Below are 13,986 nucleotides of genomic sequence, written 5' to 3'. Positions count from 1 at the left end.
CACCGCAACCACCCCACCCCCCGCACCCACCCACCAGAGAAGCACCTGACACGAAGGACCCCTCGATGGCCCGCACTCTCCGCGCCGACCGGCTCGCCGCCGCGTCCGCGTCCGCACTCCTGCTGTTCGCCGTCACCGCGTGCGGTTCCGGTTCCGGTTCGGACCCGGAGCCGGACCCGGCGGCCCCGGGGAAGGACTCGGCGGCAGCCGGTTCGTATCCCGTCACCATCGGCCACAAGTTCGGCAGTACGACGGTCGAAGCAGAGCCCGAGCGGATCGTCACGGTCGGCCTCACCGACCAGGACGCCGTGCTCGCGCTGGGCAAGGTCCCGGTCGGCACGACCGAATGGCTGGGCGCGTACAAGGGGGCGCTGGGGCCGTGGGCCACGGCCGAGCTGGGCGGCGGTGCGACACCGACGCTCCTCAAGGACACCGGTACCGGACCTCAGGCCGAGCGGATCGCCGCGCTCAAGCCGGATCTGATCATCGCTCTGTACTCGGGTCTCACCAAGGAGCAGTACACGACGCTCTCGAAGTTCGCGCCGGTGCTCGCCCAGCCGAAGCAGTACAACGACTACGGCATCCCCTGGGAGCTCCAGACGGAGACGATAGGCAAGGCCCTCGGCAAGGAGGCCGAGGCGAAGAAGCTGGTCGACGGGGTGGAGGCGAAGTTCGCCGCGGCGCGCGACAAGCATCCGGACTTCGCCGGCGCCACGGGCGTGATGGCCACGCCGTACGAGGGGAAGTTCGTCTTCGGCAGCCAGGACCCCCGGTCACGGCTGCTGACGTCCTACGGCTTCAGCCTGCCGGCCGGACTCGACAAGGCGATCGGCGACAAGTTCGGCGCGAACATCAGCGAGGAGCGCACCGATCTGCTGAACCAGAAGGTGGCGGTGTGGTTCGTGGAGGACGTCGACAAGAACGCGGAGAAGCTGCACAAGGACCCGACGTACGGGGATCTGGACGTGGTGAAGCAGGGGCGTGAGGTCTTCGTCCCCGAGACGAGCGACTTCGGGAACGCGCTGTCCATGGGAACGGTGCTGAGCCTGCCGTACGCGATGGACCGGCTGGAGCCGATGCTCGCGGCGGCGGTGGACGGGGACCCCGCGACAAAGGTGGAACAGCCGAAGTCGTAGCAGGGATCCAGGACGGAGTGAAGGGCCCGGACCACTCGGTCCGGGCCCTTCGTCTCACCCGTACTGAAGGCGCCTCACTGGTGGTGGAGGCTCTTGGGGCGCAGATCCGTCCAGTGGGACTCGACGTAGTCCAGGCACTCCTGACGTCCTCCGGGGCCGTGCACCCGGGTCCAGCCGGCCGGGATGTCCACGAAGTCCGGCCACAGGCTGTGCTGTCCCTCGTCGTTGACCAGTACCGAGTAGACCCCGTCGGGGTTCTCGAACGGGTTGCCGCTCATGCTCATCTCTCCTCGATAGATGCCGTGGCGCGAGCCACCAGCGCTTCCAGTGCCCGGAACCAGGTCCGCGCGAGATCCCTGACGTCCTGCTCCTCCAGTACGGCCGCCGGCCAGGACCAGTTGGCGGCCAGGACCGGACCGCCGGGACGGTCCTCCGTGACGACATTGATGCCCAGTGCGTGCCCCTCCCGCATCGCCGGCTCCGGGCCGATGTCCGCCGCGTCCTCCTCCGGGGCGTACGACCAGTCGGTCGCCTCCGGGACGTCGAAGCGGCCCAGATAGTTGAACTCGATCCGCGGTGCCTCCAGCGCCGCGAGTACCGGTGCCGTCCGCGGGTTGAGATGGCGCAGCATGCCGTAGCCCACACCGTTGGCCGGCAGCGCGCCGAGATGCTCCCTCACCCGCCGCAGCGCCTCGTCGACGGCCGGGCCGCCGGCGAAGGCGTCGGCCAGGTCGACCGGGCCCGGGTCGAGCCGGACCGGGAAGACACTGGTGAACCAGCCGACGGTACGGGACAGATCGGCGTCCGTGGCCAGTTCCTCCTCGCGGCCGTGGCCCTCCAGGTCGACCAGCACCCAGCCGCCCGTGCCTACGCCGCGGCGCCGCAGCCAGTCCGCCAGCGCGAGACCCAGCCCCGTCAGCAGGACGTCGTTGACGGTCGCGCCGAGGACGGCGGGGACGGTGGACAGCAGGGGTCCGGTCCGTTCCGGTTCCAGCCGCAGCTCAAGTTCGCGTACGGTGCCGGCCGTGTCCCGCGCGGGGTCCAGCGGGCGGACCAGCGGGAGCGGTTCCGCGCCGTCGAGAAGACCGGTCCAGAAGGGCAGTTCGGCCTCGCGTTCCGGCTGCCGGGCGAGTTCCACGAGGTGGTTGGCCCACTGCCTGAACGGTGTTCCGACCGGGGCGAGTGCGGCCGGACGGCCCTCGGACACGTCCCGCCAGGCGACCGCCAGATCGGGCAGCAGCACCCGCCAGGAGACACCGTCGACCAGCAGGTGATGTGCCATCAGCAGCAGTCGCCCGGGGCGGTCGCCCGCGTCGAACCACACCGCCCTGACCCCCTGGCCGGTCTCCGGATCGAGCGCCTCCCGGGCCGCACGGGCCCGCTCCGCAATGCATGCGCGCAGGGCGTCCCCGTCGAGACCTGTCGCGTCGACCCGCTCCACCCAGGTGCCCGTGTCGGCCGTGCCCGCGGGCGGGACCTCCAGGGACCAGTCGCCGCGGTCCGTCCGTACCAGCCGTGCCCGCAGCATGTCGTGCCGGTCCGCCAGTGCCCGCAGGACACTCACCAGCTCGGGGCGGTCCAGCGCCGCCGGGGTCTGTACGAGCGCCGCCTGGTGGTAGCCCTTGAAGGGGCCGCCCAGTTCACGCAGCCAGTGCATGACCGGGGTCGGTGGAACGCTGCCCGTACCGTCGTACGGTGTGCCTGCCGCGCCCGCCGTGGTGACGCTCTGTTCGACGGCGACGGCCGACAGGCCCGCCACGGTACGGTGCTGGAAGACCAGCCGGGGCGTGATCCGCAGACCGGCCGCGCGCGCCTGGCTGACGAGTCGCATCGCCATGATGCTGTCGCCCCCGAGCGCGAAGAAGTCGTCCTCCGCGCCCACCCGCTCCAGCCCCAGGACATCGGCGAAGACCGAGCAGAGGAGCTTCTCCCGGGGCGTCCGGGGTGCACGCCCCGACAGGACCGCGGTGAAATCGGGCGCGGGCAGCGCCTTGCGGTCGAGCTTGCCGTTGCTGAGCGTGGGCAGCCGGTCCAGCGGGACCACCGCCGCCGGAACCATGTAGTCGGGCAGGTGCCTGGCCACATGCGCGCGCAGTGCGCCCGGGTCGGGCGACTGCCCGGCGGCCGCCACCACATAGGCCACGAGCCGGGTGCGCGGACCGTCCTGACGGGCCGTCACCACCACTTCCCCGCAGTCCGGGTGGGCGGCCAGTACGTCCTCGATCTCCGCGAGTTCGACACGGAAACCGCGGATCTTGACCTGGTCGTCCGCCCGGCCCAGATAGTCCAGGGTCCCGTCCGCCGTCCACCGGGCGAGGTCGCCCGTACGGTAGAGGCGGGAGCCGGGAGGGCCGAACGGGTCGGCGACGAACCGCTCGGCGGTCAGGGCCGGCCGGTTCAGATAACCACGGGCCAGACCGCCGCCCGCGAGATACAGCTCGCCGGGCACGCCCGGTGGCACGGGCCGCAGGAACTCATCCAGCACATGGGCCCGGGTGCCCGCCACCGGACGGCCGACCAGGGGCCCGTCGCTGTCACGCACACGCGCCACCAGGGCGTCCACGGTCGACTCGGTGGGCCCGTACAGATTGAACGCCTCCGTGCCGCGCAGTGCGCGCAGCTTCTCCCAGAGCGCCTGCGGTACGGCCTCACCGCCCACGCCGATCACCGCGAGGGGGCAGGCGCCGTCCCGGACGAGACCCGCGTCGGCCATCTGCGCGAAGAACGAGGGGGTCACTTCGAGAAAGTCGAAGCCGTGCTCGACCACGGCCGCCGCGAGCAGTTCGGGATCACGCCGTGTCTCCTCGGACACCACATGGACGCAGTGGCCGTCGAGCAGCCACAACTGCGGCTGCCAGGAGGCGTCGAACGAGAACGACCAGGCGTGTCCGGCCCGCAGATGCCGCCTGCCGGTGGCCGCGACGGCCGGTTCGTACAGGGTCTCGCGGTGGCTGTGGAACAGGTTGCCGACCGTCTCATGGGTGACGACGACCCCCTTCGGGCGGCCCGTCGACCCGGACGTGTAGATCACATAGGCGGGATGTCCGGGGGTCAGCGGGCTCGTGCGGTCCCGGTCCGTCACGTCCCGGGGGTCATGGGCCGCGAGCGCGTCCACGGTCCCCGGGTCGTCCAGCACCAGCACCGGCACCGTGGAACCGGGCAGCAGCGGGGCGAGTGCGCGAGTGGTCAGGGTCAGTACGGGGAGGGCGTCGGCCAGCATGCCGGCGGTGCGCGCCGCCGGAACGTCGGGGTCGAGCGGCAGGTACGCGGCTCCCGCCTTCTGCACGGCCAGGATCGCCAGCAGCGTACGGGCGGTACGGGGCAGCGCCAGCGCGACGATCCGCTCGGGCCCGGCTCCCCGCTCGATCAGCATCCGGGCCAGCCGGTTCGCCTCCGCGTCCAGTTCGGCATAGCTCAGTTCGACCCCGTCGGAGGCCACGGCCGGGGCATCGGGGGTGAGTCGCGCCTGCCGCTCGAACAGCGCCGGCACGGTGGTCGGCGCGGCGGTCAGCTCCCGGGCGTTCCACCCTCCCAGTATCCGGGCCCGCTCGTCGTCGCCGAGGATGTCGATACGGCCGATGGACAGGTCCGGCTCGGCGGCGACCGCGCGCAACACACGGCGCAGCCGCTCCGCGATCGCCTCCGCGGTGGCCCGGTCGTACAGATCGGCGCTGTATTCGAGCACCCCGTGGACGCCGCCGCCCTCCGGATGCTCGACGAAGTCGAAGGACAGGTCGAACTTCGCGGTGCCCTGGCCCACTTCCTCCTCGCGCGAGACGAGTCCCGGCAGGGCGGGACCGCCGGGCCCGGCGGCCAAGTAGACGACCATCACCTGGAACAGCGGGTGACGGGCCAGTGAGCGGGGCGGGTTGAGCGCCTCCACCACGCGCTCGAAGGGCACGTCCTGGTGGTCGTAGGCGGCGAGGTCGGTGTCCCTGACCCGGGCCAGCAGTTCACGGAAGCCCGGATCGCCGGAGGTGTCCGTGCGCAGGACCAGGGTGTTGAGGAAGAACCCGACCAGGTCCTCCAGCGCCTCGTCCTGGCGTCCGGCGATCGGACTGCCGATGGGAATGGTCGTACCAGCGCCGAGCCGGGTCAGCAGGGCCGCCACCGCGGCCTGCATCAGCATGAACATGCTGACGCCCGCGCCGCGTGCCAGCTCATGCAGCGAGCCGGTCAGCTCCGGGCCGAGGGAGAGGTCGACGGCGCCGCCCCGGTAGCTGCCCTCCGCCGGGCGCGGCCGGTCGGTGGGCAGCGCCAGTTCCTCGGGGAGACCGGCCAGGGCCTCCTTCCAGTACGCGAGCTGCCGGGACGCCAGGCTGTCCGGGTCTCTCTCGTCGCCCAGGACGGACCGCTGCCAGAGGGTGTAGTCGGCGTACTGCACGGGCAGCGGTGCCCAGTCCGGCGCGCGGCCGGCCGCGCGTGCCGCGTAGGCGGTGGCCAGGTCCCGGGTCAGGGCCTGCTCGGACCATTCGTCGCCCGCGATGTGGTGCACCAGGACCAGCAGGACGTGTTCGTCCTCGCTCAGCGTGAACACCGCCACGCGCAGCGGCGGTTCACGGTCCAGTGCGAAGCCGTACGCCGCCGCGTCGGCCAGCAGTCCGGCGAGGCTCCCCTCGTCGGCGGGGACGACCTCGACCGGGATCCGGTACTCGCCGTGGTCCAGGATCCGCTGGTACGCGGTGCCGGCCTCCTCCGGGAAGACCGTGCGCAGTGTCTCGTGGCGCTCCGCCAGATCCCCCACGGCGGCGCTCAGCGCGTCGGTGTCGAGCGCGCCGGACAGCCGCCAGGCGGACGGGATGTTGTACGTGGCGCTCGGGCCGTCGACCTGGTACAGCACCCAGAGCCGCCGCTGTGCCGACGACAGGGGCAGCCGGCCGGGCCGCTCCCCCGCGGTGAGCGCGGGCCGGTGCCCGCCGGTCCGCCCGGCCTGGGCCATGGCGAGACGGGCCACGGTCGGGGCGTCGAAGACCGTGCGGAGGGAGATGTGCGCGCCGAGCGCAGCGCGGACCTTCACCACCAGACGCATCGCCAGGAGCGAGTGGCCGCCGAGTTCGAAGAAGTTGTCGTCGATGCCCACCCGTTCGACGCCGAGCACCTCCGCGAACTGCTCGCAGAGGATCTCCTCGGCCGGTGTGCGCGGCCGTCGGCCCGCGGGGGCCGCGGAGAGGTCCGGCGCGGGCAGGGCGGCCCGGTCGAGCTTGCCGCTGACGGTCCGCGGCAGGGCTTCCACGGTGACGAAGGCGGCGGGGACCATGTGCGCCGGCAGCGCGGCGGCGATGTGGGCCCGCAGCCCGGCCGGGTCCAGGGTATGGCCGGGCGCGGGCACGGCGTACCCGACCAGCCGGGGTGCGCCGGGGGTGTCCTCCCGTACGATCACGGCCGCCGTGGCCACACCGGGGTGCGTGCCGAGGCGGGACTCGATCTCGCCGGGTTCGATACGCAGCCCGCGCAGCTTGACCTGGTCGTCCGCCCGGCCCAGGAACTCCAGGGTGCCGTCGGCGCGGCGCCTGACGAGGTCGCCGGTGCGGTACATCCGGCTGCCGGGCGGGCCGTAGGGGTCGGCGGTGAACCGTTCGGCGGTCAGCGCGGGCCGGTTCAGATAACCACGGGCCAGCCCCTCCCCCGCCAGATACAGCTCGCCGGCCACCGCGGCCGGGACCGGCCGGAGCGCCGCGTCCAGGACGTGGGCGCGGATATTGGCGAGCGGCGCGGCCCAGGTGCGGCCGTCGGCCTCCCCATGCCAGCCGTAGGAGTCGACGGCACACTCGGTGGGCCCGTACAGATCGTGGACCGCGGTGCCGGGCAGCGCGCGGAGCAAGTCCCAGACGGGCGGCGGGGTGGCTTCGCCGCCGACCGCGACGACACCGGGCACATACCCGCCGGGTTCGAGGAATCCGTGGTGGATCAGTTCGCCCAGATAGGTCGGGGTGAAGTCGACGAAGTCCATCCGGCCGGCCGTCAGACGGCCGAGCAGCGCGGCCGGATCCGTCATGGTCGTCTCGTCCACGACATGCAGTTCGTGGCCCGCGAGCAGCCACAGCATCGGCTCCCAGGAACCGTCGAAGCTGAACGAGGCGGCGTGCAGCGCGCGCAGTACCGACCGGCCCGTGGCCCGCTCGGCGGGCAGGATCAGGTCCTCGTGGTGCGAGCCGAAGAGATTGCTGAGGCCGCGGTGGGTTCCGACCACGCCCTTGGGGGTGCCGGTGGAGCCGGAGGTGAAGATGATGTACGCGGCCGACGCGGGGTGCGGCGCGATCCGGCCGGACCCGTCAGCAGGCTCCTCCTGCCCGGGATGCCCGATATCCACGAGATTCCCGGGATGCCCGAAGTCCCCGAGGTCCGCCATGTCCCGCAGGTCCCCGAGGGTCTCCAGCAGCACGAGTTCATGCCCGTCCGGCAGCTTCGGCGCGAGGGCGGCGGTCGTCAGCACGCAGCGGGGCGCCGCGTCGGACAGCATGAACTCCAGCCGGTCCGCCGGGTAGTCGGGGTCGAGCGGCAGATACGCGGCGCCCGACGCGAGCACGCCGAGAATCGCGGGCACCATCTCGTCGCGCGGCAGCGCCAGGCCGACGACCGTCCCTGGAGCGGCTCCGTGGCGCTTCAGCGCACGGGTGATGCCGTCGGCCTTCGCGGCCAGGCGGGCGAAGGTCAGCCGGCCGCCGGAGGTGACCAGGGCGGTGGCGTCCGGCCTGGCGCGTACCGTCCCGGCGAAGATCTCCGGAACCGTACGGGACTCGACCGGACGGCCGGTGTCGTTCCAGGTGGTCCGCGCGGCCTGGTCCTCCGCGTCGGTGAGGACACGCAGCGCCCCCACGGGCTGTCCGGGAGCCCGCACGATCTGTTCCAGCAGGGCCACCGTCCGCGCCACGAGCAGTTCGGCGGTGCCGGGATCGACCAGGTCGGCGGCGTACTCCAGGAGCAGGGTCAGGGGACGGTCGTCGCCGTGATCGACGAAGGTGAAATCCAGATCGAACTTGGCCATACCGGTGTCCATGTCGAACCACTCGGTGTCCAGGCCGAAGAGGTCCGGGTCCCCGTCGGGGCGGTAGTGGTAGCCGATCATGACCTGGAACAGCGGGTTGCGGTCGGCCACACGGGCCGGGTTGACCGCCTCGACGACCCGGTCGAAGGGCAGGTCCTGGTGTTCGAAGGCCGCGAGCGCGGATTCCCGCACCCGGGCGAGCAGTTCGGTGAAGGCCGGATCGCCCGACAGATCCGTGCGCAGGACCAGTGTGTTGACGAAGAAGCCGACCAGATCGTCCAGAGCGGCATCCGTGCGGCCGGCTATCGGCGCCCCGAGCGGAATGTCGTCGCCCGCGCCGAGCCGGTGCAGCAGAGCGGCGGTGGCGGCCTGGAACAGCATGAACATGCTGACGCCCTGGGTGGCGGACAGCTCGCGCAGGGCGCCGGCGGTACCGGTGGGAAGTTCGAGCCGTACCGTCCCGGCCCGGCCGGTGACCTGCTCCGGCTGCCTGCGGTCCAGCGGCAGTTCCACCCGCTCGGGCAGATCGCGCAGGGTCTCGGTCCAGTAGGCGAGCTGCCGCTCTCCCACGTCGTCCAGGAGACGGTTCTGCCAGAGCGTGTAGTCGGCGTACTGCGCGGGCAGGTCCCGCTCCCACAGCGGGGCCCGGCCCGCGGCCCGTGCCTCGTACGCGAGCGAGAGATCGGCGAGGAAGGGGCGGTCCGACCACTCGTCGGTGGTGATGTGGTGCAGCACCAGGGCCACCACCTGGTCGTCGGGACCGAGCCGCAGTACCTCGGCCCGCAGGGGCAGTTCGGCGCTCAGGTCGAACGGGCGGCGCTGGATCTCCTCGACGCATGCGGGAAGGTCCTGTTCGGCGCAGTCGGTCACGGTGAACGCGGGCTCGGCCTCCTCGGCCGGGACGATCCGCTGGTACGGCTCGCCCTCGTACTCCTCGAACCGGGTACGGAGCGTTTCGTGGCGCCCTGCGACATCGCGCAGCGCGGCCCGGAGAGCCGCCAGGTCGAGCGCGCCGCGCAGCCGGAACACCAGTGGGAAGTTGTACGCGACACCGCCGCCGTCCGTGAGGCGCTGCACCAGCCACAGCCGCCGCTGCGCGGCCGACAGTGGCAGCCGCTCGGGCCGCTCCGCCGCCAATTCCAGGGCAGGCCGCGCGGGCCGTACCCCGTCCGTCCGGTCCGCGAGCAGCTCGGGGGTCGGGGCCTCGAAGAGATCACGGATGGCGAGTTCGGCGCCGAGTTCGGCGCGGGCGCGGCTGATGAGCCGGGTGGCGAGGAGGGAATGGCCGCCGAGATCGAAGAAGTTGTCCTCGGCGCCGACGCCGGGCAGGCCGAGCACGTCGGCGAACAGCCGGCAGAGGATCTCCTCCCGTGGGGTACGCGGGCCGCGCCCCGAGCCCTGCGCGACGGCCGGCTCGGGCTCGGGCAGTGCCCGCACGTCGAGCTTTCCGTTGTCGTTCATCGGCAGCCGCGGCAGCACGGTGAAGGCGGCCGGCACCATGTAGTCGGGCAGCCGTCGCCTGAGGTCCTCCCGGAGCTGCCGTACGAGCGCGTTCGCGCCGCGTGCGGCGGTGGGCGCGTTGGCGTACGGGGCGACGCCGCCCGCCGGCCGGTAGAGACCGGTGGTCACCCGGAACTCCGCTTCGCCGTCCCGTACGAGCACGGCTTCGTATCTGCCGGGCCGGGCGGACCAGGTGGTCAGAACGCGGTAGCCGAGGCGGACACCCAGCTCGCGCAGCGAGTCGGGTTCGACTCCCACCTCCACGGGGCCGAGCGGGCGGCCCTCGTCCAGGGCACGCGCGGCGGCCAGTTCGCCGGCCGTACGGGCGTCGGGCACCCCGAGGACGCGCAGCCGCCGGGGCCGTCGCTCTTCGAGCAGCGCGGCCAGGGCGTCGTACCCCGTCCAGTCGGTCGCCGGAGCGTCGCCGAGCGCCAGGGCGGCGCCGTCCCGGTGGAGGACGACGTCGTAGCGGTGCCGTGTCAGCTCGTTCTGGTGGCGTCCTGCCTTGGTCCGCAGGTCGACGGCGAAGCCCAGGGTGGTGAAGTAGTCCGGGTCGACGAGGAGTTCCTTCTCCAGTGCCATGCCCCGGTCCACGGCCCGCCGTACGGTCGCCGGGTCGGTGCCCTCACCGGCCTTGGCGAGCTGGACGGCGGACTGGAAGGCGCGGGCCAGCCGGAGGTTCCTCACATCGCCCACGAACAGCGCCCCGTCCGGGGTGAGCAGCTCCATCACACGGTTGATGACATCGGTGAGGTACTCGATGCCCGGGAAGTACTGGACCACCGAGTTGATCACCACGGTGTCGAAGAATCCGGTGGGCAGCCCGTCGAGATCGTGGGCGGGCCGGGCACTCAGTTCGACCTTGGCCGCGAGCGCGGGGTCCCGCCGGAGGTCCTCGCGGATCTTGCGGATGACGGGTTCGGCGAAGTCGGTGGCCCAGTACGCCTCTGCCGCCGGGGCGAGCCGGGAGAGCAGCAGGCCGGATCCGACGCCGATCTCCAGGATCCGGCGTGGCCGGAGTCCGGTGATGCGCTCCACCGTGGCCGACCGCCACTCCCGCATGTGCTCCAGCGGGATGGGCGTGCCGTCGTACGAACTGTCCCAGCCCGCGAAGTCCTCGGTGAAGATCGCGGTGTTGATCTCGGTGTACTCGGCGGAGTAGATCTCCTGCCACTCACCGATCTGCTCCCGCTCGGCCTCCTCGCGCCTCTCGTCGTCGAGTTCGGCCGGGACGACATGCCCGATGAGACGCTGTGTACCGGGCGCGGCGGGATCGTCCCGCGCGATGACGGCGGCCTGTGCGACCCGTGGGTGCTGGGTGAGCACGGTCTCGATCTCACGGAGTTCGACCCGGTGTCCGCGCACCTTGACCTGGTCGTCGGTACGGCCGAGGAAGTCGAGATTGCCGTCCGCCCGCCGCCGTACGAGATCGCCCGTGCGGTACACGCGCTCGCCGGGTGCGCCGAAGGGGTCGGCCACGAAGCGCTCGGCGGTCAGCCCCGGCCTGCCGAGATAACCACGGGCCAGACCGACGCCCGCGATGTACAGCTCGCCGGGTACGCCGTCCGGAACCGGCCGGAGCCAGGCGTCCAGGACATGTGCCCGGGTGGCGCGGATCGGGCGGCCGACGGTCGGGGTGGGGCTGTCGTCCGTACCGCCGCCGAGGGTGTTGATGGTGTACTCGGTGGGCCCGTACAGGTTGTAGCCGTAGGTGCCCTCGGTGTCGCGCAGCCGGTTCCAGACGGTCTCGGTGACGGCCTCGCCGCCGAGCAGCACGAGCGGCGGCCGGTGGCCTTCCAGCAGCCCCTCCTCGATGAGGAGATGGGCATAGGTCGGGGTGACGTTGACGACGTCGATCCGGTGGGTCTCGCAGTACGCCACCAGTGCTTCGGCGTCACGGCGCAGCTCTTCGTCGCAGATGTGCACCTCGTGTCCCTCGACGAGCCAGAGCAATTCCTCCCAGGACATGTCGAAGGCGAAGGAGACGGTGTGGGCGACCCGCAGGCGTCGGCCGCCCGCCGCGGCGATGGCCGGGCCGAAGATCTCCTTCTGATGGTTGAGCTGCATGTTCGTCAGCCCGCGGTACGGCGTGACGACGCCCTTGGGCCGGCCGGTGGAGCCGGAGGTGTAGATGACATAGGCGGGGTGCTCAGGACTGAAGACGGCACGCACCGGTCCCGTGGGCAGTGCGGCGAGTTCCGCCTCGACGGCCGGGTCGTCCAGCAGGACGCGCGGGACGTCTCCTTCGAGGGTGTCCGAGACCTGGGCGGTGGAGAGCAGCAGCAGCGGCTTCGCGTCGTCGAGCATCAGGGCGAGACGGTCCGCCGGATAGTCGAGTTCCAGCGGCAGATAGGCGGCGCCGGTGCGCAGGACGGCGAAGAGCGCGACGACCGTGTCGATCGAGCGCGGCAGTCCGAGCGCCACCACCCGCTCGGGCTCGGCGCCGCGTGAGATCAGCAGCCGCGCCAGTCGGTCGCAGCGCGCGTCGAGTTCGGCGTAGGTGAGCGTCCGTGTGCCGAAGACGAGTGCGGTCGCGTCGGGGGTACGGGCGGCCTGGGCGGCGAGCAGATCGGCGACGGTCTCGTCCGGGACGGGCTCCCTGGTGGCGGTGTTCTCCCGCTCCAGGGCCTGTCGTTCGGCCGGCAGCAGCGGGTCGAGGGCGCCGACGGGAGCCCCGGGATCGGCCGTGAGCCGGTCCAGCAGGAGTGTGAAGCGGGCCAGCAGGTCGTGCGCGTAGCCGCTCTCGATCACATCGGGACGGTAGGAGAGGGTGATACGGATCCGTCGGCCGGGGGTGACGACCAGATTCACGGGGTAGTGGGTGGCGTCCACGTTGGCGACGGCGGTGGCGCCGTGCCGGTCGCGCAGTACGGCCAGCCGGTCCTCGGTGTCGGCGTTGCGCAGGACGAACAGTGTGTCGAAGAGACGGCGGTGGCCGGTCTCCGCCTGGAGGACTCCCAGGCCCAGATACTCGTACGGAAGCAGATCCAGGCGCTCGGCCTGCACTCGTCGCAGCAGACCGACGACCGGTTCCGCCGGGTCGAACGCGATGCGCGCGGGCACGGTGTTCAGGAACATCCCGATGACGTTCGCGACCTCGGGGACTTCGCTCGGCCGGCCGGCGACAGTCGTGCCGAAGACGACATCGATACGGCCGGTGGCGCTCGCGAGGGTCAGTCCCCAGGCCGCGTTGAGCACGGTGTTGAGGGTCAGACCGTGGTGGCGTGCGGTGTCGCGCAGCCGCTCGCTCGCCGCGGTGGTCAGCACGGTGTCGAGGCTCTCCGGGACCACGGGTTCGAGCCCGCGGTCGGCCACGGCCGGAACGAGCAGGGTGGGCTCCTCCAGCCCGTCGAGAGCGGAGTGCCAGGCGCGGGTGGCCTCGTCGGTGTCCTGCCGCTCCAGCCAGGCCAGATAGTCGCGGTACGAGCCGGGGCTCGGCAGGCCCGCCGGCTCCCCGCCGCTCTCGTACAGGGCGAACAGTTCGTCGAGGAAGAGCCAGGCCGACCAGCCGTCCCAGAGGATGAGATGGCGGCCGACGACCAGCCGGTCGCCGCGCTCCTCGCCGAGCCGGATCAGCAGGATCCGGAAGAGCAACGGCCTTGTGAGGTCGAAGCGGCGCAGCCGCTCCTCGTCCATCAACGCGCCGAGCCGCTCGTCCTGTTCGGCGGCGGAGAGACCGGTGAGGTCGGTCTCTTCGAGCGGAATCGCGGGATCGCGGACGATGAACTGCACCGGCCGGCGCAGCCCCTCGCTGGTGAATCCGGCGCGCAGCGCGGGGTTGCGGGCGAGCAGCGTCCGTACGGCGGCGCGCAGCCGCCCGGTGTCGATCCGGCTCGCGAAGTCGAAGGACTCGTGGACGGTGTACACGTCCAGGGCGTTCTCGTCGTAGGTGGAGTGGAAGAACAGCCCTTCCTGGAGGGGCGCGAGAGGCCAGACGTCCTCGACCTCGCCGGGTGCGAGCCGCTCCACCCGGGCGGTCTCCTCGGCGGTGAGGACGAAGGAGGAGGTGGCCGTCCGGTCGGGCCCGGGCGCGGCGGTGAGGGGCGCCGCGGCGGCGAGGGCTGCCGGAGTGCGGTGCTCGAAGATGTCGCGCGGCCCGATGTCCAGGCCCGCGCGGCGGGCCCGTCCCGAGACCCCGATGGAGCTGATGCTGTCGCCGCCGAGCAGGAAGAAGTCGTCGTCGACGGAGACGTCCGTCAGCTTCAGCACGTCCGCGAAGATCTCGGTGAGGACGCGTTCCCGTGCGTCGCGGGGCGCGCGGGCATCGGCCCGTACAGCCGACGGCGCGGGCAGGGCGGCCCGGTCCAGCTTGCCGCTCGGGGTGAGGGGCAGGGCGTCGAGGACGGTGTAGGCGGTGGGTACGGC

Annotated in this window: 3 protein-coding genes; 1 reads left to right on the top strand and 2 read right to left on the bottom strand. The window is 72.1% G+C overall.

What is annotated here, in order from left to right:
* Window positions 1-65: 65 nt before the first annotated feature.
* Window positions 66-1,136, top strand: a complete 1,071-nt coding sequence (locus WH07_RS28340) for an iron-siderophore ABC transporter substrate-binding protein (RefSeq protein WP_046505971.1) — start codon at window positions 66-68, stop codon at window positions 1,134-1,136.
* Window positions 1,137-1,210: 74 nt separating this feature from the next.
* Here the strand turns inward: WH07_RS28340 and WH07_RS28335 are convergent, their stop codons facing one another.
* Both WH07_RS28335 and WH07_RS28330 read right to left on the bottom strand, forming a co-directional pair.
* Complete coding sequence (locus WH07_RS28335; protein WP_046505970.1) at window positions 1,211-1,414, bottom strand: MbtH family protein; 204 nt, start codon at window positions 1,412-1,414, stop codon at window positions 1,211-1,213.
* Between the two features lie 2 nt (window positions 1,415-1,416).
* Window positions 1,417-13,986, bottom strand: a 12,570-nt coding sequence (locus tag WH07_RS28330) for a non-ribosomal peptide synthetase (RefSeq protein ID WP_046505967.1), incomplete at its 5' end; no start/stop codon positions are given.

It is taken from the genome of Streptomyces odonnellii (assembly GCF_000981895.1).
In the GTDB taxonomy this organism is placed as follows: domain Bacteria; phylum Actinomycetota; class Actinomycetes; order Streptomycetales; family Streptomycetaceae; genus Streptomyces; species Streptomyces odonnellii.
This window is presented reverse-complemented; position numbering and strand designations above follow the sequence as displayed.